General features: G+C 65.1%; 27 protein-coding genes. 10 read left to right on the top strand and 17 right to left on the bottom strand.

Annotated features, from left to right (window positions below):
* Positions 1-15 precede the first annotated feature (15 nt).
* Together aqpZ and V5F77_RS06115 are read left to right on the top strand one after the other, a co-directional pair.
* Positions 16-735 carry an aquaporin Z gene (aqpZ, locus tag V5F77_RS06110; RefSeq protein WP_429004448.1) on the top strand — a complete coding sequence of 240 codons (720 nt, stop codon included), beginning with the start codon at positions 16-18 and terminating at the stop codon, positions 733-735.
* Positions 736-842: 107 nt separating this feature from the next.
* Positions 843-1,070 carry a hypothetical protein gene (locus V5F77_RS06115; protein ID WP_429004449.1) on the top strand — a complete coding sequence of 76 codons (228 nt, stop codon included), beginning with the start codon at positions 843-845 and terminating at the stop codon, positions 1,068-1,070.
* A 106-nt stretch (positions 1,071-1,176) separates the two neighbouring features.
* Here V5F77_RS06115 and V5F77_RS06120 read toward each other — a convergent pair whose 3' ends face one another.
* Both V5F77_RS06120 and V5F77_RS06125 read right to left on the bottom strand, forming a co-directional pair.
* Positions 1,177-1,905, bottom strand: a complete 729-nt coding sequence (locus V5F77_RS06120) for a hypothetical protein (protein WP_429004450.1) — start codon at positions 1,903-1,905, stop codon at positions 1,177-1,179.
* A 300-nt stretch (positions 1,906-2,205) separates the two neighbouring features.
* A complete protein-coding gene (locus V5F77_RS06125; protein ID WP_429004451.1) occupies positions 2,206-3,711 on the bottom strand; it encodes a catalase in 1,506 nt (501 codons plus the stop codon).
* A 122-nt stretch (positions 3,712-3,833) separates the two neighbouring features.
* On the opposite strand from V5F77_RS06125, the gene V5F77_RS06130 reads away from it, so the two are divergent.
* The 7 genes from V5F77_RS06130 to V5F77_RS06160 all read left to right on the top strand — a co-directional run bounded on the left by V5F77_RS06130 (position 3,834) and on the right by V5F77_RS06160 (position 10,688).
* Positions 3,834-4,754 (top strand): hydrogen peroxide-inducible genes activator, encoded by a 921-nt coding sequence (locus V5F77_RS06130; protein WP_429004452.1) that lies wholly within the window; start codon positions 3,834-3,836, stop codon positions 4,752-4,754.
* Positions 4,755-4,917: 163 nt separating this feature from the next.
* Entirely contained in the window at positions 4,918-5,985 is a 1,068-nt protein-coding gene (gene purM / locus V5F77_RS06135) for a phosphoribosylformylglycinamidine cyclo-ligase (protein WP_429004453.1), read from the top strand.
* Complete coding sequence (purN, locus tag V5F77_RS06140; RefSeq protein ID WP_429004454.1) at positions 5,985-6,635, top strand: phosphoribosylglycinamide formyltransferase; 651 nt, start codon at positions 5,985-5,987, stop codon at positions 6,633-6,635. Before purM ends, purN begins: the two co-directional genes overlap by 1 nt.
* A gap of 36 nt (positions 6,636-6,671) precedes the next feature.
* Positions 6,672-7,352, top strand: a complete 681-nt coding sequence (locus V5F77_RS06145; RefSeq protein WP_429004455.1) for a YoaK family protein — start codon at positions 6,672-6,674, stop codon at positions 7,350-7,352.
* A 252-nt stretch (positions 7,353-7,604) separates the two neighbouring features.
* The gene (locus V5F77_RS06150) at positions 7,605-8,840 is read left to right on the top strand and encodes a M14 family metallopeptidase (protein WP_429004456.1); all 1,236 of its coding nucleotides are present in this window, start codon (positions 7,605-7,607) and stop codon (positions 8,838-8,840) included.
* Positions 8,841-9,036: 196 nt separating this feature from the next.
* Entirely contained in the window at positions 9,037-10,197 is a 1,161-nt protein-coding gene (locus tag V5F77_RS06155) for an ImmA/IrrE family metallo-endopeptidase (RefSeq protein WP_429004457.1), read from the top strand.
* Complete coding sequence (locus tag V5F77_RS06160; RefSeq protein WP_429004458.1) at positions 10,194-10,688, top strand: DUF4411 family protein; 495 nt, start codon at positions 10,194-10,196, stop codon at positions 10,686-10,688. Before V5F77_RS06155 ends, V5F77_RS06160 begins: the two co-directional genes overlap by 4 nt.
* Before the next feature lie 24 nt (positions 10,689-10,712).
* Here V5F77_RS06160 and V5F77_RS06165 read toward each other — a convergent pair whose 3' ends face one another.
* From V5F77_RS06165 to V5F77_RS06200, 8 genes are all read right to left on the bottom strand, one after another.
* On the bottom strand, positions 10,713-11,480 hold the full coding sequence (locus tag V5F77_RS06165; protein WP_429004459.1) for an AbiU2 domain-containing protein: 768 nt from the start codon (positions 11,478-11,480) through the stop codon (positions 10,713-10,715).
* Positions 11,481-11,541: 61 nt separating this feature from the next.
* Positions 11,542-11,712, bottom strand: a complete 171-nt coding sequence (locus V5F77_RS06170) for a hypothetical protein (protein ID WP_429004460.1) — start codon at positions 11,710-11,712, stop codon at positions 11,542-11,544.
* A gap of 17 nt (positions 11,713-11,729) precedes the next feature.
* Positions 11,730-13,832, bottom strand: coding sequence for a molybdopterin-containing oxidoreductase family protein (locus V5F77_RS06175; protein ID WP_429004461.1), 2,103 nt, complete (start codon positions 13,830-13,832; stop codon positions 11,730-11,732).
* A 166-nt stretch (positions 13,833-13,998) separates the two neighbouring features.
* Positions 13,999-14,739 (bottom strand): TerC family protein, encoded by a 741-nt coding sequence (locus V5F77_RS06180; RefSeq protein ID WP_429004462.1) that lies wholly within the window; start codon positions 14,737-14,739, stop codon positions 13,999-14,001.
* A gap of 140 nt (positions 14,740-14,879) precedes the next feature.
* Complete coding sequence (locus V5F77_RS06185) at positions 14,880-15,581, bottom strand: TerC family protein (protein WP_429004463.1); 702 nt, start codon at positions 15,579-15,581, stop codon at positions 14,880-14,882.
* A gap of 174 nt (positions 15,582-15,755) precedes the next feature.
* Positions 15,756-16,178, bottom strand: a complete 423-nt coding sequence (gene ndk, locus V5F77_RS06190) for a nucleoside-diphosphate kinase (protein WP_429004464.1) — start codon at positions 16,176-16,178, stop codon at positions 15,756-15,758.
* A 185-nt stretch (positions 16,179-16,363) separates the two neighbouring features.
* Complete coding sequence (locus V5F77_RS06195; protein ID WP_429004465.1) at positions 16,364-16,639, bottom strand: hypothetical protein; 276 nt, start codon at positions 16,637-16,639, stop codon at positions 16,364-16,366.
* A 250-nt stretch (positions 16,640-16,889) separates the two neighbouring features.
* On the bottom strand, positions 16,890-17,588 hold the full coding sequence (locus V5F77_RS06200) for a TetR/AcrR family transcriptional regulator (protein ID WP_429004466.1): 699 nt from the start codon (positions 17,586-17,588) through the stop codon (positions 16,890-16,892).
* 188 nt (positions 17,589-17,776) lie between these two features.
* On the opposite strand from V5F77_RS06200, the gene V5F77_RS06205 reads away from it, so the two are divergent.
* Complete coding sequence (locus V5F77_RS06205; RefSeq protein WP_429004467.1) at positions 17,777-18,760, top strand: aldo/keto reductase; 984 nt, start codon at positions 17,777-17,779, stop codon at positions 18,758-18,760.
* Positions 18,761-18,865: 105 nt separating this feature from the next.
* Here the strand turns inward: V5F77_RS06205 and V5F77_RS06210 are convergent, their stop codons facing one another.
* The 7 genes from V5F77_RS06210 to V5F77_RS06240 form a co-directional block, all read right to left on the bottom strand.
* Positions 18,866-19,339: a MaoC family dehydratase gene (locus V5F77_RS06210; RefSeq protein WP_429004468.1), complete on the bottom strand. Its 474-nt coding sequence runs from the start codon at positions 19,337-19,339 to the stop codon at positions 18,866-18,868.
* Positions 19,336-19,800, bottom strand: a complete 465-nt coding sequence (locus tag V5F77_RS06215; RefSeq protein ID WP_429004469.1) for a MaoC family dehydratase — start codon at positions 19,798-19,800, stop codon at positions 19,336-19,338. Before V5F77_RS06215 ends, V5F77_RS06210 begins: the two co-directional genes overlap by 4 nt.
* A 91-nt stretch (positions 19,801-19,891) precedes the next feature.
* On the bottom strand, positions 19,892-20,992 hold the full coding sequence (gene ychF / locus V5F77_RS06220) for a redox-regulated ATPase YchF (RefSeq protein WP_429004470.1): 1,101 nt from the start codon (positions 20,990-20,992) through the stop codon (positions 19,892-19,894).
* Between the two features lie 3 nt (positions 20,993-20,995).
* Positions 20,996-21,421, bottom strand: coding sequence for a PIN domain-containing protein (locus V5F77_RS06225; protein ID WP_429004471.1), 426 nt, complete (start codon positions 21,419-21,421; stop codon positions 20,996-20,998).
* Positions 21,363-21,665 (bottom strand): hypothetical protein, encoded by a 303-nt coding sequence (locus tag V5F77_RS06230; RefSeq protein WP_429004472.1) that lies wholly within the window; start codon positions 21,663-21,665, stop codon positions 21,363-21,365. The genes V5F77_RS06225 and V5F77_RS06230 overlap by 59 nt, the downstream gene beginning before the upstream one ends.
* Positions 21,666-21,711: 46 nt before the next feature.
* Positions 21,712-22,323, bottom strand: coding sequence for an aminoacyl-tRNA hydrolase (pth, locus tag V5F77_RS06235; RefSeq protein WP_429004473.1), 612 nt, complete (start codon positions 22,321-22,323; stop codon positions 21,712-21,714).
* Between the two features lie 25 nt (positions 22,324-22,348).
* Positions 22,349-22,984 carry a 50S ribosomal protein L25/general stress protein Ctc gene (locus V5F77_RS06240; RefSeq protein WP_429004474.1) on the bottom strand — a complete coding sequence of 212 codons (636 nt, stop codon included), beginning with the start codon at positions 22,982-22,984 and terminating at the stop codon, positions 22,349-22,351.
* Positions 22,985-23,023: the final 39 nt, after the last annotated feature.

A 23,023-nucleotide genomic window follows, 5' to 3' on the forward strand; every position in this document is an offset into this window, starting at 1 on the left:
GGCGGAGGAGGATGCATGCAGCATCCAGGGCAGGGAGAAGACGACGTGAAGAAATATGTCGCGGAATGTCTCGGCACGGCAACACTCGTGCTTTTCGGCTGTGGCGCTGCGGTCCTCACGGGCGTAGGGGGCGGCCATCTGGGAATCTTCCCGATCGCCTTCGCGTTCGGCCTCGCGGTGACATCCATGGCCTATGGCATAGGCCACGTTTCCGGCTGCCACATCAATCCGGCCGTCACCGTGGGCGTATGGGCGGCCGGGCGCCTGCCCACGGCCGAGGTGCCGAAATACATCATCGCCCAGATCATCGGCGGCATTCTCGGCGCCGGCATCCTTTATGTGATCGCCTCGGGCCGGCTCACCGGCTTCGACGTCGCCACCGAAGGGCTCGGCCAGAACGGCTGGGGCGAGGGCTACGTGGGCGGCTACGGGCTCGCCGCCGCCGTGGTGGCGGAACTGGTGGGAACCTTCATCTTCCTGGTGGTGATCCTCGGATCCACTTCCAAGGCGGGCATCACCCAGGCGGCTGGCCTCGCCATCGGTCTGTCGCTGGTGATGATCCACATCGTATTCATTCCGGTCACGGGGGTTTCGGTCAATCCGGCCCGGAGCATCGGCCCGGCCCTGTTCGTCGGCGGCAAGGCGCTGGCCCAGCTCTGGCTGTTCATCATCGTGCCGCCCATCGGCGCGGTGCTGGCGGGATTGCTGTTCCGGTTTCGCGTGCTGGAAGACTGAAATCGGGGCCGCGTACGAACACTGCGGGCGTGGATCGCTCCACGCCCGCAGCTGAATTTGACCAATCGACCTTCGCTTTATCGAGTGTCTCACCGACGATGGTGGCCATGCCCATGATGCCCCTCGCGCTGACGGTGCTCCCGGTCGTGGCGTCCCTCGTCGTGGTGTTCCCGATCAGCATGGTCCTTGGCGTCGCCATCGCGATGTTCGTGATCCGCTTCCCTTCTGCCACGATCGTCATCGGTGAAATCCCGACCGTCGTTGTCACGACGATCATGGTCCGCGCCGGCTTCATCGGACCGAGCCGTCCCTTCCGAGCGCGCCGGCTCGCCTGAGGCTTTGGCATCATCCGTCTTGGCGTGGCTATCGGCTTTCTCGCGATCCTCGCCCTTGCCGCCATCGGTCTGCGGGCCGGGGCCTTCGGGAAGCTTTCCCTTATCGTCACCCTTGGGCGGGGCCATCGGTCTGGATCAGTTCGGTCGGAACGGTGGATACCAGAATGGCGGGCGGCGGGGAGATCGGCTTGCCGTCTTGCGGCAGCAGCGGATCTGCCTGTTGGGCCGCATTCGCGATCTTGGCAGCGGACAACACATCGGCCGGTACCTCCCGGGTTGGGATCCAGGGGTCGTTGAGGTCCGAGGCTTCGAACCAGGAGCCTCCGGCCTGGAGGTGATAGGCTTGGACGATATCTTGCAGCAGCATCGCTTGGGTATTTGTGGCGCGCTGAAATCCCGGCGCGCCCTCCACCGGCTGCCAGACCGGGGCGCCATCAATGGGGACCAGCACGGTCAGGCGATCTGTGAAAACGATGCGCGGAACCGGGTTCTGAATCCCCGTGCTGGCCGGCGGCTGCGCCGTTGCGCTGATGCTCGCCTGCACCAGGGAGAGCGGCAGAGTGATGACGCGGTCCGAAACATGGCGCGCCAACGCGCGTTGCGTAGCCGAATTGTCGCTCGGCGCCACCGGGATTTCCACCCGCTCAATCCGGATATTGGACAAGCGAACGGACCCTGAATCATCGCCTTTTTCCGCCCATGCGGAAAAATAGGCGAAGCCGTAATGGGGCGTGCTGTTCGCTTTACCTAACGCAAGAGCGGCGCGGCCAGTGAGCCGCGTGCCGTTCCACGTCTGAGCCCGAGGCTGGTAAAGCTGAACCCGCGAGGCGCCCACATTATAGGTCAGCGGCTAGGCCGGTTGCGCCGGCTGAGGGGTACCCGGCTTCTGCGGTGTCGGCGAGGAGGCCTGAGCAAGTGCCAGCCCATTGGCAACCGGGGCAACCGCAGCAAAAGCAAGGGCCGCATTGAAAAGCACGCGCTTGTACATATGACCTCTCCATTTGGGCAGCTTCTAGCGCCATGGAGGGCCGCGCGCGATCTGAGACATGTAAATTGTGGTAAAAACGTACGCTACCGGCAGGTAAAAGAAGGCGCGGTTCATGCCGCGCCTTCTTCGGTCAATTGCGATGCGCGCTCACTCGGCGGCTTGGGTGCCCTGAGGCATCTTCTGCTGCTGCGCGGTCTCGGCCGCCTTGGCCCGGGTCATATGGGCAAGCGCCTCGCGTACGCCCGCACCATATTCGGGATGGACCTTCTCGAAATGGCCGATCTGCCGGTCGGCGATCTCCTGCGGGATGCCCCACATGGCTTCGGCGAGATTCGTGAACAGGCGCTGGCGCTGGCCGGCGTCGAACAGTTCGAACAGGGCGCGGGGCTGGGCATAATCGTCATTGCCCACGCGGTGGCTGTAGCGCTCGGCATCGCCGGAAATCTTCAGCGGCGGCTCGACAAAAGCCGGGTTTTCCGCCGCGCCGTTGAACGAGTTGGGCTCGTAATAGGCGTCCGTATTGCCGGTCATCTGTGGGAAGAAGCGCATGGCTCCATCCTTGTGATAATGGTGCACCGGGCAGCGGGCGGCGTTCACGGGCAGGTGCTCGTAATGGGTGCCGAGGCGGTACCGGTGCGCATCCGCATAAGAGAAGATGCGGCCCTGCAACATCTTGTCGGGCGAAAAGCCGATGCCGGGAATGATGTTCGAGGGCGAGAAGGCCGCCTGCTCGATTTCCGCGAAATAGTTTTCCGGGTTGCGGTTCAGCTCCAAAATGCCGACGTCGATCGGCGGATATTCGCCGTGCGGCCACACCTTGGTGAGATCGAAGGGATTGTAGGAGGTGTTCTCCGCATCCAGCTCCGGCATGATCTGGACCTGCACCTTCCACTTCGGGAAGTCGCCCTTCTCGATGGAGCCGAACAGGTCTTCCTGGGTGGATTCGCGGGTGCGCCCGACGATCTGCGTGGCCTCGCCATTGGTCCAGTGCTTGTGGCCCTGCACGGTCTTGAAATGGAACTTCACCCAGAACCGCTCATTGGCGGCATTGATGAAGGAATAGGTGTGCGAGCCGTAGCCGTTCATGTGCCGCACGTCGGTGGGCAGGCCGCGATCCGAGAACAGGATGGTCACCTGGTGGAGGCTTTCGGGCGAAAGCGACCAGAAGTCCCACATCGCGGTGGGGGAGCGCAAATTGGTCTTGGGATGGCGCTTCTGGGTATGGATGAAGTCCGGGAACTTATAGGGATCGCGGACGAAAAACACCGGCGTGTTGTTGCCGACCAGATCCCAATTGCCTTCCTCGGTGTAGAATTTCAGGGCGAAGCCGCGCACGTCGCGTTCCGCGTCCGCCGCGCCCTGCTCGCCGGCCACGGTGGAGAAGCGGGCCAGCATCTCGGTCTTCTTGCCGGGCTGGAACACCTTGGCCTTGGTGTATTTGGTGATGTCGCCGGTGATGGTGAGGGTGCCGAACGCGCCCCAGCCCTTGGCATGCACCACACGCTCGGGGATGCGCTCACGATTCTGGTGGGCCAACTTCTCGATGAGCTGGTAATCCTGCAGCAGGACCGGGCCGCGCGAGCCGGCGGTGATCGAATTCTGGTTGTCGGCGATGGGTGCGCCGGCCGTCGTCGTCAGTGTCGGCTTGGTCATGGATCTACTCTCGTTTGCGCTGCCCATCGGGAGGCAGCCCTCGGCTGCGCGCACCATGGCCCCTTCTGGTGATCAGGACAAATCAGTTTGCATCGGTTCCAAGATAAGATTATCTGATCGACATGCTCTCCATTCGACAGCTCCGCTATTTTGAGGCCCTCTCCCGCCACCGTCATTTCGGCCGCGCCTCCGAGGAATGCGCCGTCACCCAGCCCGCATTATCCATGCAGGTGAAGGAGATGGAGACCTTTCTCGGCGTGGAGCTGGTGGAGCGCGGCCGCAACGGGGTGAGCCTCACGGCGGCGGGGGAGGAGGCGGCGCTGCGCGCCTGTGCGGTGCTGGCCTCCATCGCCGATCTCGAACGGGCGATCCGGGCGCGGGGTCGGCTGCTGGAAGGCCGCCTGCGGCTCGGGGTGATCCCGTCGGTCGCGCCCTATCTGCTGCCGCGCCTGCTGCCCGAGGTGGGGCTGCAGCATCCCGGCCTTGAACTCGCCTTGCGCGAGACCCAGACCGAGCAGCTCATCGCGGAACTGGCCAATGGCAGCCTCGATCTGCTGATCCTCAGCCTGCCGGTGGAGCATCCCGCTCTCGCCACCTTGGCGCTGTTCGACGATCCTTTCCTGCTGGCGATTCCCGAGCCGGGCGGCAATGGCCCCCCGTTCGCCTCGCCCGATCAATTGGCGCCGGAGGATCTGCTGCTGCTGGAGGACGGTCATTGCTTCCGCGATCAGGCGCTGCAGGTGTGCGGCGCCATGGACCAGAAGCGGCTGCGCCGGTTCGGCGCCACCAGCCTGTCCACCCTGGTGCAATTGGTGGCGAACGGGCAGGGCATCACCTTGCTGCCGGAGATGTTCGTGGAATCGGAGGGCGGGGCCATTCCCCGGGTCCGCCTGATGCGCTTTCCCGCGCCCGAGCCCAAGCGCACCATCGGCCTTGTCTGGCGCAAGACCTTGCCCTTCTCCACGGATGTTGAAGCCTTTGCCCAGCTCGTGGAATCCTGCCGCCCGCGCGCCGCGCCGCGCCCCGTGCTGCTGCCGATGTGAGCGCAGGTGGCGACGGGCAGACCGCGCTACCGTACGCGCCTCCCGTTCGGCGGGCGCGGGCCGGCTTCTTCCTTCTGTCCACCTGCCATGCGCCTGCGGCGGCGCGCCATGCCTTGCCACCCGCGCGGTTCGCGGCTAAGCCCGCAGAAAGCGTGAGGATAGAATGGCTCAGGACGGTCTCAATTATCGCGACGCCGGGGTCGACATCGATGCCGGGAACCGGCTCGTCGATCTCATCAAGCCGCTGGTCAAGGCGACCGCCCGGCCGGGTGCCGATGCCGACATCGGTGGGTTTGGCGGGCTGTTCGACCTCAAGCGCGCCGGTTTCGTCGATCCCCTGCTGGTCGCGACCACCGACGGCGTGGGCACCAAGCTGAAGATCGCCATTGAGACCGGCAAGCACGACACCATCGGCATCGACCTTGTCGCGATGTGCGTGAACGATCTGGTGGTGCAGGGCGCCGAGCCGCTGTTTTTCCTGGATTATTTCGCGACCGGCCACCTCGCGCCCGAGGTCGGCGCGCAGATCGTCGCCGGCGTCGCGCGGGCCTGCAAGGATGCCGGATGCGCCCTCATCGGCGGCGAGACCGCCGAGATGCCGGGCATGTATGCGGATGGCGATTATGACCTTGCCGGCTTCTCCGTGGGCGCGGTCGAGCGTGCGGGCGTGCTGCCGCGAGGCGATGTGGGGCCGAGCGATGTGATCCTTGGCCTTGCCTCCTCGGGCGTGCATTCCAATGGCTATTCCCTGGTGCGGCGGATCGTCGAGCGGGCCGGCCTCGCCTGGGACAGCGATGCCCCGTTCGCCCCCGGCACGCGGCTCGGCGTCGCCTTGCTGGAGCCCACCCGCCTTTATGTGCGCAGTGTTTTGGGCGTGGTGCGCCAGACCGGGGCGGTGAAGGCCTTGGCCCATATCACCGGCGGCGGCATCACCGAGAACCTGCCGCGCGTGCTGCCCAAGGGCACGCTGGCGCGCATCGATCTGTCGAACCTCATCGTTCCCCCGGTGTTCCGCTGGCTCGCGCAGGCGGGTGGCGTGGCGCCAGACGAGATGTTGCGGGCGTTCAATTGTGGGGTCGGCATGGCGGTGGTGGTTGCCGCCGCCGAGGCCGAGCGGGTGGCCGATGCGTTCGCCGATGCCGGCGAGAGCGTGGTGCGCCTGGGCGTGATCGAGCCGGGCGAAGGGGCTGCCCGTGTGGTTTATGATGGCGCCCTGGAGCTTGCGGCCTGATGCTGAAGAAGCGTGTCGCCATTCTGATTTCCGGCCGCGGCTCCAACATGGCCGCGCTGGTGAAGGCGGCCGAGGCCGCGGATTTTCCGGCCGAGATCGCCCTCGTGGTTTCCAATCGCGCCGATGCGCCGGGCTTGCAGTTCGCCGAGGAGGCGGGCATCCGCACCATGGTGCTGAGCCATCGCGACTTTTCCGACCGGATCGCGTTCGATGCCGCCCTCGACGCGCATCTGCGCATCGAGGGCATTGAAATCATTTGCCTGGCCGGTTTCATGCGCCTGCTCACCCCCTGGCTGGTGGAGCGCTGGCGTGACCGCATGATCAACGTGCACCCCTCGCTGCTGCCAAGCTTCAAGGGCCTCGATACCCATGCCCGGGCGCTGGAGACCGGGGTTCGCTTCCACGGCTGCACCGTGCATCTGGTGCGCCCGGAGATGGACGACGGGCCGATCGTGCTCCAGGCCGTGGTGCCGGTGCGGCCGGACGATACGCCGGAGACCCTGGCCGAGCGGGTGCTGGCGCAGGAGCACATCATCTATCCGCGCGGGCTGGCGCTTTTGGCGGGCGGGCGGATCCAGGTGAAGGACGAGCGGGCCATCATCTCCGGCGCGCGCACCCCCCTCGACGTGCTGGTGGCGCCGCGGGTGTGAAAGCGGGCTGGCGGGGGCCAGGAACGGACAGGCCGCATGACATCCTCTCCCTCTCGCCCGCCCTCGCCCGCGATGCCGGGCGCGCTCTCGCGCCACCCGCTGGTGCTGGCGACGCTCATGACCGCCTCGGCGGGCTTTGTCGACGCCATCGGCTATGCCCAAGCGGGCGGGCTCTATCTCTCCTTCATGTCGGGCAATTCCACCCGCTTCGGCACCGCGCTCGCCGCCTTGGACACGCATCTGCTGCTGGGCACGGGGATGGTTATCTGCGCCTTCGTGATCGGCGCCATGGCGGGCACCTTCGTGATCGAATCCGGGGTGCGCAACCATCTCCTCGCGGTTCTGGCCGTTGAAATCCTTTTGATTTCCGGGGCGCTCGGCCTGGTGGCGGTGGGGAGCCTGCGGCCGCCGCTGTTCCTGATCGCGATCGCCATGGGCATGCAGAACAGCGTGCACCAGGTGGTGGCGGGGGCAGATGTGGGCAAGAGTTTCGTGACCGGGGCCTTGTTCAGCTTCGGCCAATCCATCGTCGCGGTGGCGAAGGGGCGGATCAGCGTCTTGGAATGCGCCATGTATGGCGTGTCCTGGCTTTCGTTCATCTTAGGGGTGGCCCTGGGGGCGCTGGCGTTGATGGTCTTCGGGCTGTTTTATGCCTTGCTGATCCTTCTGGCGGCGCTGGTGGTGGCGCTGGCGGCGATCTGGGCGAACAAGCTCTAGATCCCCGCAAAACCGCCCGCGCGGGAAAAAATGTTTCCTGTGAAACATTGGTTTGGCGAAGAAGAACGGCGCGGAAGTCGTGTGCTACGCCGCATGTTCCGCGAACGTCTCCGCAAGTTCCGACGAAGTTCAGCGCCGACCCCAAAACCGCCACGCACTTTTGCCGGAGCTGTCCGAGGCGTGAACGGAGCGGCCGCGATCGGCGTGTATGATGGTGGCGGAAACCTCGCTTCGAACGGTCGGGAGCCCCCCATGCCCAGCACGCCAGGAGACGGCCTCGCGCGCCGCGACTTCATGATGGCATCGCTTGCCACCCTCGGCGCCTCGGCCGCCGTGATGGCCGAGGCGGGATCCGCGAACGCCCAAACCGCGAACGCTCAGGCCCCGAACCCGCAGGCACCGGCGGCCTCCCCCGCCGGGGCGGCGCCGGGCGGGCGGGCGGGGACGGTCTATACCGGCGATACCATCCAGGGGAAGAAAGTGGTCAGCGCGCTCGACGTCGCCGACCTGGAGCCGGGGCGCAAGCACCTGCTGTATTTCCAGGGTGTCCAGATGCCCACCGGGCAGTATTGGTATGTGTCCGTTACCGTCGCCAAGGGGGCAAAGCCGGGCAAGCGTGTCGTCTTGGTCAGCGGCGTGCACGGCGACGAGATGAGTTCCGTCCACACCGTGCAGAGCGTGATGAACCAGCTCGATCCGGCGGGGATGTCGGGCACGGTGATGGCGGTGACCGACGTGTCCCGCGCCGCGCTGGAGGGGATGCAGCGGCGCTGGCCCAACGGGGGCCGGGGCGCGGATCTGATCGACATGAACCGGGAATGGCCGGGAAACGAGGCCGGCGCCAGCGCGCCCAGCCGGCATGCCGGCCTGCTGTTCAACCGCCTGCTGCGGCCGAACGCCGATGCCGCCATCGACTTCCACACCGGCACCACCGGGTTCGACGTCACCGCCTTCAACATCGCCGGCATGGATGTGCCTGATATCAAGGCGATGGCGGAGCTCTACCCGGTGGGCCAGATCTTCGACAATCACGTGTATCCCGGCGTGCTGCACAATGCCTTCATCGATGTGGGCATCCCCGCCTTCACGCCGGAGATCGGCGCCGCGCGGGTGCTGAACCTTGAGATGGTCGCGCTGTTCGTGGAAGGCACGCTGAACGTGCTGAAGCACCACGGCATTCTGCCGGGGCCCATGGGGCGCACCGGCAAGGACGTGGGCGTGTTCGTCGGCAACAGCGCGCTGCCGATCCTGGCAAGCCGGGGCGGGCTGGTGGAGCATCTGGTGAAGCTGAACGACAAGGTGGCGGCCGGGCAGAAGATGGCGGTGCAGCGCGACAGCTTCGGCGCAGTGGTGGCGGACTATACCAGCCCGGTGGCCGGCGCGGTCACGGGCCAGCGCAGCGACGCCTTGGCCGAACCCGGCGACCCCCTGGCCTTCATCCTCTTCCACCGGCCGACGCCGGAGGGTGGGGAGATCTATCCGGAGTGAGGGGGGGCAACTACCGTTTGGGGAAGGGCAAGAGGCGGGCCGCGACGCGGGAGGAATTTGGGCGATGGCACAGATGTGACAAAATCGGCCTGCGATGCCATCCGCTCCGCTCAATTTCGTCCGGCTGCGACCGATCTTGTTAATGATGGATTCCTTAATCGTTGGGAATATGATCTAGAGCGGCGTGGGGATCGTCATGGCAAAGGCTCTAATCAACGGAGACGTATTGCGCTGGGCGCGCGAGCGCGCAGCGCTTCCTGTTGAGGAAGTGGCCGGCCGCATGAAGCAGGACGTCGAGCGCGTAATTGCCTGGGAGACTGGAGAGGATCAGCCGACATTCCGTCAAGCACAGACTGTCGCCAATCTCGTGCATGTGCCGTTCGGGTTCCTTTTTTTGCCGGCACCACCCCAAGAGGCGTTGCCGCTGCCCGATCTCCGTACGGTAGGGAGCGCGCCAGCGGGGCAGCTTGATCTGAACACTCGCGATCTCCTCCGCGATGTCATGTTCAAGCATGACTGGTTTGTTGAGGTGCTCGAGGAACAGGGGCACGAGCGACTTCCATTCGTGGGCCGGTTCAGTGTTCGATCTAATCCAGTGGACGTCGCTACCGATATGCGGAGCACGCTCGGGGTGGCGGGGGAAGCGCGCGTCGCTTCCAACTGGGAAGCCTATCTTCGCGTCTTGATGCGGCGTGCCGAAGATGCTGGCACCTGGGTGATGCGAAGCGGCATCGTGGGCAGCAATACCCACCGCGCGCTCAACGTGGGCCAATTTCGCGGCTTTGCTATCAGTCATCCAATTGCACCGCTTGTCTTCATCAACGGTCGCGACGCCCAGGCCGCCCAGATTTTTACGTTGGTGCATGAACTCGCGCACATCTGGATCGGATCCAGCGGTATTTCCAACGTGCAGATCGGACGCCCAGATTACGGCACGAACCGCCAAACCGAAGTATTCTGCAACAAAGTTGCGGCGGAGTTTTTGGTGCCGGCAGAACAATTTGCAGAACAGTGGTCTCCGCAGCAACAGCCGGCTACGAACTACGATCGATTGGCGCGGTACTTCAAAGTCAGCAAGGTCGTCATTGCGCGGCGCGCATTCGACCTCGGCAAGATCCAAGAGCCTGTCTATAGCCGCTTTTATCGCGAACAAGAAGCAGACTGGGAACACCAAAGCGATGATAGCAACGGTGGTAATTTCTATCTAAGCCTCCCTATTCGCAATGGTAGGCGGTTCACTTACGAGGTCGCATCTCGCGCTGTTGCGGGGCGAACGCTGTTTCGAGAGGCAGCAGCCCTGCTTAACGTTAAGCCGGCCTCCATTCCGGCGGTCTTCAAGAGGGCTGCGGCCCTATGATGTTTCTTTTCGATACGAACGTCTTCATCGAGGCGAAGAATAGATATTACGCATTCGACATATGCCCTGGGTTCTGGGACTGGATGGATCATGTTGTCCAAGCCGATGCTGGCAGCATCGTCATGGTGCGGGACGAACTCTGCAACGGCGGCGACGAGCTCGCTGATTGGACGATAGCGCGTCGCGATCATCCCTGGTTTTTAAAGGTCGACGACGGGGACACTCAGGCGGCGTTCGCCGCCATCGCCGCGCACGTTGCTAGGGGGATATATACGGACGCTGCTAAGGCCAACTTTCTGAGCGGCGCGGATCCCTGGCTGATTGCAAAGGCACAAGTCATCGGAGCGACCTTGGTGACACATGAAGTCGCGGCGCCGCTCGCGAAGAAACGCGTCCCGATCCCGAATGTGTGCAATCACTTCCGCGTGCCGTACCTGAACACGTTCGATGCGCTCCGAGGGTTGGCGGGCACGTTCTCGTTCAACCGTTAGACCCGCTTCCGCAATGTCGACGCCTTAGATCGCCTGTGGGTCGGCCGTAGTCGCAGCAGCCAGTGCCGGCTTCCAAAAGGCGCGCGCCTCATCCATACAGATCTGCTCCCTTTCTTTGAAATCGAGGTTACATCCCTGAAACGCAACGCATGCGTGTGAGACAAGATCCGACGCAATATCGAGCAGGAAAAATAGCTCATTGTAGCGATTAGCGTTCCAGGGTCGCGGTTCGGCGTAAAGGTGCGCGACGTGGTTGTCCCGGAAAGCTGCCAAAGTTGCAACTGCACGCCGACCAGGAGGCAATTTCAGACGGCGTGCTGTGTCGTCGCAACGGTGCAGGGCCGCCAAGCAATCTCTTTCCCACGTCTTCGACACGAAACGAGATTTTTTGTCCCAGCCTTTTCTGGCTATTTCAACCAGTTTGGAACGGCAGCGTTTTTGCTTAAGGAAGTGGATGAATACCGGGATTGACGCCAAATCACTTCGGTTGAAGGCCGTCACTGCCGACTGACCCTGGCGGCCGCGCGGTCTCTCAAACAGCTTGCAGAGCGACAAGATTAGCGCGGTTTGCGTGCTGTTGCGAAGCACATTGTAGCAATTGGCACCATCGAAAGTTCGTCCCCGATAGTCGGCCATCACGATATCATTTCCGGCCTCAAGCGTCGCCTTTGCCCAGATTGCGTCTCGAGTCTGGTTTTCTAGGGCCTTCAGCATGAGAGGGAGCCGAGACATGGCATCGGCAACGGATACTGGCGGTGCGCGCTTAGCTTTCCTCTTCTGTTTCGCCGTCACTTTCGCCTCCGATTTGGATCCCGCTCGCCTGCACCGCTACAAATTGACACCTGGGTTCTGCTCAGTGGTTCTCTTCAAGAACTACTCGGCTGAAGGAGGTCGAGCGTCGAACCGCCGCCACGCGAAGCACTGCTCTTATTTCTGTTTCAGATTTTGGGATGGCGGCCGATGTCCGCAAAACAGGGCGGCGGCCATCAATGTCCGGTACGGGCAGCAAGCCATTGTCGGCCATTGACATGCTCTCCCCCCTCACACCTTCACCACCCCCACCCTGTTATCGTGAAACGCCGCCCCGCCCACCGGGGCCACGGGGTCGGCGCCGGTGAGGGTGTTGATGCCGCGGCCGCCCGTATGGGCACCGTTGGGGTGGATCTGCTCGGCCACCACCACGCCGCGCCGCACGCCGTCGAACAGGCGGGCGGTCAGGGTCACGCGGCCGCGCGGGTTGGAAACCTCCACCAGATCCCCGGTGGAAATGCCGAGCGGGGCGGCGTCGGCGGGGTGGATGAGCAGGGTCGGCCCGCCCTCCTTCTTCGCCGAGGTCGCGGTCTGGTTGAAGGTGGAATTGAGGAAATTGCGCGCCGGCGCGGTCACGAGGCGGAACGGGTGCTCGGCCGTCGCCTCCTCGATCACCGCCCAATGATCGGGAAATTCCGGCATCTCGTCGACGCCGAATTTTTCCGGCGCGGGGAACGGCACCTTGCCCCAGCGCGGCTTCAGGCGGAAGCGCCCGTCGCGATGGCCGAAGCCGTTGAGAAAATGGGCGGTTTCGAAATCCGGCTGGACATCTTTGAAGCGCGCGGCCTCAAGCTCCTCCAGCGTGCCGCGCTCGGAGGCCCGCAAGGTCCAATCCACCAAGGCGCGGTCGCTCATCTCGAAGCCGGGATGATGCGCGCCGACCCGCGCGGCGAGCGCGCACACCAAGGCGTGGTTGGAGCGGCATTCGCCCGGCGGCTCCACCAGCTTCGGCCCCATCAAAATGTGCTGGTGCCCGCCGCTGAGATAGAGATCGTCATGCTCGGTGAACATGGTGGCGGGGAAGACAATGTCCGCCTGCCGCGCGGTCTCGGTGAGGAAATGCTCGTGCACCGCCACGAACAGATCCTCGCGCGCAAACCCGCGCTTCACCGCCTCCTGGTCCGGCGCGATGCTCATGGGATTGGTGCTCTGGATCAGCAGCGCGTGCACCTGCGGGCCATCGAACAAAGCGGCGCGGTCGCCGGTGAGGATGGCGCCGATGCGGGATTGATCGAGTTCGCGGGTGGCGGGGTCGCGCACGTCCAGCCCCTCGATCATGGTCTTCCTCAGCCCGTAGATGCCGGAATTGGAATGGAACGCGCCGCCGCCCTCGTGCTGCCAGGCGCCCGAAACCACGGGAATGCAGGAGGCGGCATGCATGTTCACCGCGCCGTTGCGGCTGCGCGACATGCCATAGCCCAGGCGGAAATAGCTTTTCGGCGTTAAGCCCACCAGCGCCGCGAACGCCTCGATCTCCTCGACGCTCAAGCCGGTGAGCGCCGCCGCCCAGGCGGGGGTGCGGGTGGCAAGATGGGCTTCCAGCGCCTGCGCATCATTGGCATAGCGGGCGAGATAGGCGCGGTCGGCCCGGTTGTCGCGGAACAGCACGTGCATCACCGCGCAGGCCAGCGCGCCATCGGTGCCGGGGCGGATCAAGAGGGGAATGTCCGCCTGCTCCATGGTGGGGGTGCGATAGACATCCACCACCGCGATCTTGGCGCCGCGCTCCTTGCGGGCGCGGATGGCGTGGGTCATCACATTCACCTGCGTCGCCACCGCATTGGTGCCCCAGATGACGATCAGGTCCGCCGCGCTGCTGATCTCACGCGGATCGGCCCCCGCGAGGCGACCGGTGCCGGCCATATAGCCGCTCCAGGCCGGGTTCACGCAGATCGAGGCGAAGAAGCGCGAATAGCCCTTGGCATGGGTCAGGCGGTTGATGCCGTCGCGCATCACCATCCCCATGGTGCCGGCATAATAATAAGGCCACACGCTCTGCGCGCCGTGGGTGTGCTCGGCGGCGAGCAGGGCGTCGGCGGTGCGGTCCAGCGCCTCGTCCCAGGAGATGGGGGCGAATTGGGTGGAGCCCTTCGGCCCGGTGCGCCGCAGCGGCGTCATCAGCCGTTCGGGATGGTGCGCGCGCTCGGCATAGCGGGCGACCTTCGCGCAGATCACGCCGGCGGTATAGGAATTGTCCGCCGCCCCGCGCACCCGGCCGATCCTGTTGTCCGCCAGCACCTCCACTTCCAGCGCGCAGGTGGAGGGGCAATCGTGCGGGCAGACCGAGGCGCGCATCTGGGAGGCGCGCATCTGCGGGCGGACATGATCGTTCATGGGCGAAGCAACTCCTCCGCCTCCTTATAGCCGCTCCAGCCTGGCGTATCGAGCCGGCGCGGCATTCCTGCGGGGCGCAAACGAAATCGCCCCCGGCGTGCGGGCCGGGGGCGACAAGGGAGCGGGCGAGAGGGCGGCAGGCGGCGACGCGTCAGGCGTCGATGCGTCAGGCGGCGTGGGCCTTCTCCTTGCCCCGGCCGCGCAGCAGCAGGCCGAGGAGCACCACCACTACGGCGCCAATGGTGCTGGCGAGATAATGCGGCAGGTTGGCGGGCTTCAGCCCGTTGGGTGCCTCGGAATCGGGCTTCACCCATTCGGGATTGACGCTCTGCATATATTGCAGGGACATCACGTCGCCGACCACCATCTCCCCGGCGATCCAGCCGAGCAGCGCCGCGCCGGCCCACACCAGCAGCGGCAGGCGGGTGAGGATCGCCATCACCAGCTGCGAGCCGGCGATGATGAGGGGAATGGTCAGCAGCAGGCCGAAGATGAACAGTTCGGGATGGCCGCGCGAGGCGGCGGCGATCGCCACCACATTGTCGAGGCTCATGACCGCGTCGGCGATGGCGATGGTGCGCACCGCCTTCCACAGGCTGTCGGAGGCGGCGACCTCGTGCGCCTCGCCCTCATTGTCGGTGACGAGCTTCACCGCGATCCAGACCAGCAGCAGGCCGCCGGCCACCTTCAGCAGGGGAATGCCGAGGACGTAGGAGACCGCGAGCGCGAAGATGATGCGCAGGCCCACCGCCGCACCGGCGCCGAGCAAGATGCCCCACCGGCGCTGGCCGGGGGGAAGCGAGCGGCAGGCGAGCGCGATCACCACCGCATTGTCGCCCGACAGCAGCAGGTCGATCCATATGATCTGGAGCAGAGAGACCCAGAAGGTCGGGTTGGAAAAATCCATGCGTCAGTCCTTTGCCGAAGCGGATGGGCGCGCGGGCCATCCGCGGATGTCGTTGAGGGCAGGCCGAGCCGTTCTGACCTTACGGCAGGCGTGGCGCGCAAAAAAGGGGGCGAATGCGCCCCCTTGCTGCCGGCTTGCGCTCAGTGGTTCGATTCTGCCTGCTTGGCATGGCGCATGCGTCCGATGATCCAGGAGATCGCCACCACGAGGACGGCGCCGGTGGCGGCGGCGGGCAGGTGCCAGCTCTCGCTGACATCGTGGCCGCCGATGCGGTCCATGATGGCGACGTCGCTCAGCAGCATCTCGCCGGCCACCCAGCCCAGCAAGCCGGCGCCGAACCACACCAGGAGAGGGAAACGGTCGAGCAGCGCCATCACCAGCGAACTGCCGGCGACGATCAGCGGGATGGAGATGGCGAGGCCAAGGATCAGCAAGGTCCAGTTGCCGTCCGCCACGGCGGCCACGGCCACCACATTGTCGAGGCTCATGACGATGTCGGCGACCGCCACCGTACCGACCGCCTTCCAGAGATTGTCGCTGGCGGCTACCGCTTCCTCGGTGTCCTCATTGGGGAGGGCGAGGTCCACCGCGATGTACATCAGGGCGAGCGAGCCGACCACCTTCAGCCAGGGCAGCGCGAGCAGGGTGGCGACGATGCCGGTGAAGATGATGCGCAGGCCGACCGCGACGCCGGCGCCCATGACGATGCCCCAGCGGCGGGCCTTCTCCGGCAGGGACCGGCAGGCCATCGCAATGACCACGGCATTGTCGCCGGACAGCAGGATGTTGATCCAAATGATCTGCAGCAGCGCGAGCCACAGCACCGGAGAGTCAAGCGACATCGTATCCCCACCCATCCTGATCCAGCGTTTCCTTGCAGGTATGCTGCGTCTGGTGCGCCGTATTATGCATTCCCTAAAGGGAGGCTAATAGAGACGCGTAGGGTCCACAACCAAAACCGGACGCCGCGCCGCGCAAAAAGCATTGTGCACCGCGGCGTCCCTTAAGGAAACGCCTCAGCCGACGATTTCGTTGCCGGAGAAGAACTGGGCGATCTCGATGGCGGCATTCTCGGCGCTGTCGGAGCCGTGCACGGAGTTCGCCTCGATGGATTCGGCGAACAGCTTGCGCAGGGTGCCCTCGGCGGCATTGGCCGGGTTGGTGGCGCCCATGACTTCGCGATACTTGGCGACCGCGTTCTCGCCCTGGAGCACCTGCACGACGACCGGACCGGAGGTCATGAAGGCGACCAGCTCGCCGAAGAACGGGCGTTCGCGATGGACGCCGTAGAAGGTTTCGGCCTGTTCGCGCGTGAGCTGCATGCGCTTCTGGGCGACGATGCGCAGACCCGCAGTCTCGATCACGGCGTTGACCGCACCGGTGATATTGCGACGCGTCGCGTCGGGCTTGATGATCGAGAAAGTGCGCTCGATCGCCATGGTGACCGTCCTGTCGTTATGAATGAAATGGACCCGCGATTGTCGCGGACGCGCGGGCTTTAGCAGCGATGCCGCTCTGCGGCAAGGGAAGGAGCCGCGCGCGCAGATGGGCCAAGGCATGCAAAACGGCCGGCGCGGCTCCTGGGGAGCCGGCCGGCCGACGGGACCGGAGGAAAGGGAGCAGGTCAGCTCGCGCTGGAGGGCGTGGCCTTGCCGTGGGGCTGGTGGCTCGCGCTATGCACCTTGTGGGTCACTTTGTGCGTCATCTGGGCAGTGACGGGGCGGGCCACCTGGATCTGCTGCGGCGCTGCCGCCGGATGCATCGCATCATAGTCGCGCTCGTTGACCGCATACTGCTCCCGATTCTCCTGGGATACGTATTCGTCTGCAAAAGCTGCGCTGGTGAGGCTGGTCACACTGATCATGGCGCCGAGGCCGAGCGCAAGTGCTTTCGTATTCATCGTGATTCTCCCGAGCGCCCCAGCGATGGCGGTCTAATATTCGACGACTTACTATCAATCAAATCTCGATTTCGTGAGCAAGTATGGAAACGGAAGCTTAAGTTTGTTCCATTTACGATAGGTGAAATCTCGAAAATGTGTGGTTACGCTGCGGCGCAAGCGGGCCTTAGGGAACAAGCGGGGAGCGTTCGTCGGTCCGAGCGCCGGCCGCCCTGGGGGCCTGGGATTTCCAGCGGGCCGGCGCGCAAATTCAGGTGCGCAGGATGTCGGCAATCGCGCGGTCGGTGACGGCGGAGACCGAAAACGCGATCGGCCCGCCCAGCACACGCGGCCAGAACAGGGGCTCCTTGATCGCGCCCAGGAATTGCGTGGCGGCAAGGCCGGTGTCGCAGTCGCCCGGAAGCTGCCCGGCCGCCCGCAGTCGTTCCAGATAGGCCGTCAGGCTGCGCAAGGTCGGTTCCTTGCTGGTGCGGGCGAGGGCGTCGGAAAGCTCGGGAAAGCGCGGGGCCTCGGCGATGATGAGCCGCAGGATGGGGATGACGTCCGGCTGCTCCCAATGGGTACACAGCCGCGCGACAAAGGTGCGCAGCACCTGACGCGGGTCCTCCTGTGTGGTCTCGGGCAGGATCGGCCCGCTGGTGAAGTGCGACCAGACTTCGGAAATCACCGCGCCGAACAGGTCGGCTTTGCTGGGATAATGCTGGTAGAGCGTGCGCTTTGAGACCGGCGCGGCGGCGGCGACCGCATCCATGCTGGTATTGCCGTAGCCGCGTTCCAGGAACAGGCGCCGCGCCGCCGCCCGAATGCGGATCGTGGTTCCGCGGGCGTCACGCTTGACCGGCCGCCCGGCATCTCCCCGCAGCGCTTTGTCCGCGTCGGCGGGCGCGGCCGCGGCTGCGGGCGGGTTTGCTGCGGGGGTGTTGGCGCGGGGCGGTTTGCGAACCGTCATGATTGACAATGTAAACTAAACGGTGTAGTTTATATATAGGGATTGAGAACGACGGGCGCCATCCCCGGCCCCCGGAATGTCCTCCATCGCCCGAGCGCCCCGCCGCTCCGACGACTTGCCGCCGTCCGGCCCGCACGCTCCACCCACTTCTTGTTCATCGACCCTGTCTCTCATCCGTGAGGTCTATCATGAACCGCCGTATCCTCGGTCGTTCCGGCCTGTCCGTGTCCGCCATCGGCCTCGGCTGCATGGGCATGTCCGAATTCTATGGCACCAGTGACGATGCCCAGTCCCTCGAAACTCTCGACGCCGCGTTGGAACTCGGCATCAACTTCTTCGATACCGCCGACATGTATGGCGTCGGCCACAATGAGCGCCTGCTCGGCCAATTCCTAAAGGGAAAGCGCGAAAAAGTCGTGCTCGCCACAAAATTCGGCAACATGCGTGGCCCCAACGGCGAGCGGCTCGGGATTAACGGGACGCCGGATTATGTCCGCTCCGCCTGCGATGCCAGTCTCGCCCGGCTGGGGACCGACGTGATCGATCTCTATTATCTCCACCGGGTCGATCCCGCGACGCCCATCGAGGAGACGGTCGGCGCCATGAAGGGGCTGGTGGAGGCGGGCAAGGTGCGCTTCATCGGCCTCTCGGAATGCTCGGTCGCGACGCTGAAGCGCGCGGCGGCGGTGCATCCGATCACCGCCGTGCAGAGCGAATATTCGCTGTGGAGCCGCGAGCCGGAAGACGGCATGTTCGACGCCTGCCGCGCGCTTGGAGCCGCCTTCGTCGCCTACAGTCCGCTCGGCCGCGCCTTCCTGACCGGCACGGTCGGGGCCGGAACGCTGGAGGCGGGGGATTTTCGCACCCGCAATCCGCGCTTCGAGGGCGAGGCGGCGGCGCAGAACAAGGCCCTCGTGGACCGGCTGGCGCAGATCGCCGCCGGGCTCGGCATCACCTCGGCCCAGCTCGCTTTGGCCTGGATTCTCAACAAGCAGGACCAGGTGATCCCGATCCCGGGTACGCGCCGCATCAAATATCTCAAGGAGAATATCGCCGCGACCGAGGTCGTGCTCACGGCCGCTCAGGTCGGCGAACTGGACGTTCTGTTTGCGCCCGATGCGGTCGCCGGCACGCGCTATCCCGCAGCCGGCATGGCGGAAGTCAATCTGTGACGTCAGGCGGGCAGGCTGCGGTCTGCCCAGCGCCAAAGCCCTCTCCCGCGTGCGGGGGAGGGCCCTTCTGCTGTTACCGCACTGATCAACCCGTCGCGTGCTGCCTCAGGGGTGGCGCTGCACGAACACCCGGCTCTCGAAATCGAACACCAGCACGCCGTCCTGGTTGGTGCCGGTGTTGTAGGCGATCAGCATGCCCCAGTCCGGCCGGCTCTTGGGCAGGATCTTTTCGCGGGCCTCGGTGGCGTAGGTGATGACGTCGCCGGCATAGACCGGCTTGAGCCAGCGCAGATCCTTGAAGCCGGGCGAGGGGCCGGTGACCGGAACCGGAATGCCCTTGGACACGCGCTCGGCCGCCGTGCGCTGCTGGTAGGCGACGAAATATTTCATCCAGTTGGCGGCGGTGTGCCAGCCGGAGGCGCACAAGGCCCCGAACAGGCTGCGCTTGGCCGCCTCGTCGTCCACATGGAACGGCTGGGGATCGAACTTGCGCGCGAACGCCACGATCTCGTCGCGGGTGAAAGTGTGGGTGCCCAGGATCTCGCGATCGCCCACTTGAATTTCGTCGAAGAAGTTCATGCGAGGCGTGCTCCCGGATTGCGGCGGCTGAACAGGACCACGCATTCCTGCTCCAGCGCCACGCTGCCCGACGGCTTCAGCAGTTCCAGCTTCATGTTTACCAGGCCGAGGTCGGGCCGCGACTTGGAGGTCCGGCTTTGGAGAATGGTGCGCCGGAGCGTGACCACATCGCCGGGAAAGATCGGCTCGCGCCATTTGGTCTCGGTCACGCCCGGCGAGCCCTGGCCGGCGGAGCGCAGCAGGAAGCCGTCGCACATCAGCCGCATCATGATCGCGCAGGTGTGCCAGCCGGAGGCGGCAAGGCCGCCCAGCATGGACGCCTTGCCCGCCACCGCATCGATATGCATGGGCTGGGCGTCAAACTCGCTGGCGAAGGCGATGATCTCGTCTTCGGTGACTTCGTAGGAGCCGAAGGTCTTCACCTCCCCCTCGACGAAGTCCTCCCAAAAGATATCGGGCATCCCACTTCCTCCTGCTTATCGGGCGATCTGAGGCGAGGTGGCGGGCGCGGTCAAGCCGGCCGTCCGCCGCGCCCCCGGATGCGCCGCATCCTCAATTGGCGAAGCGGAAGTGCAGCACGTCGCCGTCCTGCACCACATATTCCTTGCCTTCCAGCCGCAGCCGCCCGGCATCGCGCGCGCCGGCCTCGCCCTTGTATTGGACATAATCCGCATAGGCGATGGTCTCCGAGCGGATGAAGCCCTTCTCGAAATCGGAATGGATCACGCCCGCCGCCGCCGGCGCCTTGGTGCCCTTGGTGATGGTCCAGGCGCGCGCCTCCTTGGGACCGACGGTGAAATAGGTCACGAGGTGCAGCAGGTCGTAGCCGGCGCGGATCACGCGGTTGAGGCCCGGCTCGTCGAGGCCGATGGCGTCGAGATAGTCCTTCTGGTCCTCTGCGGGCAGCACGGCGATCTCGCTCTCGATCTTGGCCGAGACCACCACCGCCTTCGCGCCTTCCTCGGCCGCGCGCTTGAACACCTGCGCGGAGAGCGAATTGCCTTCCAGGGCCGAGGCCTCCTCGACGTTGCAGACATAGAGCACGGGCTTTGCGGTCATCAGGCCGAGCATGGAGAACGCCTGCTCCTCCTCGGCCTTGCGCTCCACGAGCCGCGCGGGCTTGCCCTCGCGCAGCAGCACCAGGGCCCGGTTCATCAGGTCGAGGATTTCCTTGGCCTCTTTGTCGGCGCCGTTCTTGGTCTTCTTCTCCAAGGCGGCGGCGCGCTTCTCCAGGCTATCGAGATCGGCCAGCATCAGCTCGGTCTCGATGGTCTCGATGTCGTCCACCGGGGCGATCTTGCCTTCCACATGGGTGACGTCGCCATCCTCGAAGCAGCGCACCACATGGGCGATGGCGTCGCACTCGCGGATGTTGGCCAGGAACTGGTTGCCGAGCCCTTCGCCCTTGGAGGCGCCGCGCACCAGGCCCGCGATGTCCACGAAGGTCAGGCGGGTGGGGATGATCTGGCCCGAGCCGGCGATGGCGGCGAGGCTGTCGAGGCGCGGATCCGGCACCGCCACTTCGCCCACATTGGGCTCGATGGTGCAGAATGGATAATTGGCCGCTTGCGCCGCCGCGGTCTGGGTGAGCGCGTTGAAGAGGGTCGACTTGCCCACGTTCGGCAGGCCGACGATGCCGCATTTGAAGCCCATAGCTCAGCGATCTTTCAGCGAGGAGAAGACGGTCTCGATGTCCGTCACGAAGGGGTTGATCACGGTGGTGCGCTCGATGGCGAGGCCGTCTTCCAGGTCCTCGCTCAGCAGCAGCCGGCAATCCGCCAGGAGTGCGGACGCGATCATCAGGCAATCCCACCATTCGAACTTGAAGCGATCCTCGATGTGGAAGGCCCGCCCCATCAGCTCGCTGGGCGCGGCGGAGTGGCAGGCCGGCATCAGGTCGCCGAGGAAGTCCCGTATGGCATGGCGCGGCACGAAGGGAAACTGGTCGATGGCGCGCGCATAGAAGTCGTGCGCCACCTGCGGGGTGATCACCAACTCGCCGTGGCGGCGGATCGAGCGCAGGCTATGCCTCGTCAGCGCCCGCTTGCGCGCCTCGCTGCGGTCGTGGAGATAGATCAGCATCCGCGCGTCCACGAAGCATCGCAGGCTCATGGCTGTCCTCACGCATCGGGAGTGGAGGGCCCTCCGGGTCCCAGCCCGGGCCGGAGAGCCAGCGGTCGAAGGGGGCGAGCGGATCGGAATGGCCGCCGAGCGCGCGGCTCAGGCGCTCGGCGATGAATTTGGACAGGCTCTTGCCCTCGCGCGCGGCGGCAAGGCGCACCTGAACCGCGAGTTCGTCCGACAAGGTGATGGTGACGTTCTTCATGGACGGACCCCGCATCGCACCGGCAGGATGGCGCGCCACAGTGCGGTCAGGCGCGCGGATCGCCAATGGTTTTCTTGTCGCCGAAGCCCTGCGCCTCCAGGAAAAGATGCGCCCGGTTCTGGAATTCCTCGGGTTTTCCCGCGGCCAGCATGTCGGCAAAATCCGCGCACGCGGTGCACACTCCCTCGACCCAAGGCTTTTCGCCCTTTGCGAAATCGCCGAGAACGTAAGAATGCACCAGCGCCTTGTCGCCGGGATGACCGATGCCGAGCCGCACGCGCCAATACTCATTGCCGCACTGTGCGGTAATGGAGCGCAGGCCGTTGTGTCCGGCATTGCCGCCGCCCTTCTTGGTGCGGATCTTGGCGGGCGGCAGATCCAGTTCGTCGTGGAACACGAACACGCGCTCCAGCGGGATCTTATAGAAGCGCATGGCTTCCGCGACCGCGCGGCCACTCTCGTTCATGAAGGTTTCGGGTAGCAGGGCGAGCACTTTTTCGCCGCCGATCTCGCCTTCGGCGACCGCGCCCTGGAAGCGACGGCGCCAGGGGGAGAGGCGATGGCGGCGGGCCAGGGCCTCGACCGCCATGAAGCCGATATTATGCCGGTTGCCGACATATTTCGGGCCGGGATTGCCGAGGCCTGCGAGCAGGATCACGGTGCAACTCCGGCCCGAGGGTCGATCAGGACTTGGTGGAGGTCGCGGCAGCGGAGGCGGCGGCAGCGGCCGCGTCGTCCGCTTCAGCATCCTTCAGGCCCGACGGCGCCACGACTGTCGCCAGCGTGTCGTCGCCGCTCAGGGCGGAAACCACGCCTTCCGGCAGGGTGACCGACGACAGATGCAGGGACGCGCCGAGCTGAACGCCGGTGAGGTCCACGGAAATGTGGGCCGGAATGGATTCGGCCGGGCAATCCAGCTCCACCGCATGGTGCACGATGTTCAAGGTGCCGCCCGCCTTCAGGCCGGGAGAGGCGTCCTGCTTCACGAAGTGCACCGGCACTTCCACGGTCACGCGCGCACCGGCGGACACCCGCAGGAAGTCCACGTGCAGCGGCAGATCCTTGACCGGATCGAGCTGGTAGTCGCGGGGAATGACGCGGTGCTTCTTGCCGTCCACTTCGATGAGGAAGAGGGTGGTGAGGAAATGGCCGGCGTAGATGGTCCGGGTGATCTCCTTGTGTTCCAGGGAGATGGTGATCGGATCCTGCTTCTCGCCGTAGATCACGGCGGGCACGCGTCCGGCGCGGCGCTCTTCACGGGCGGCCCCCTTGCCGGCCCGTTCGCGCGCCACAGCCTTCAATTCTTTGATGGCGGTCATGGCACTATTCCTAATGTAGACTGGTTCCAGAAAGGCCGA

The organism is Roseixanthobacter psychrophilus (assembly GCF_043195195.1).
Lineage (GTDB): Bacteria > Pseudomonadota > Alphaproteobacteria > Rhizobiales > Xanthobacteraceae > NCEH01.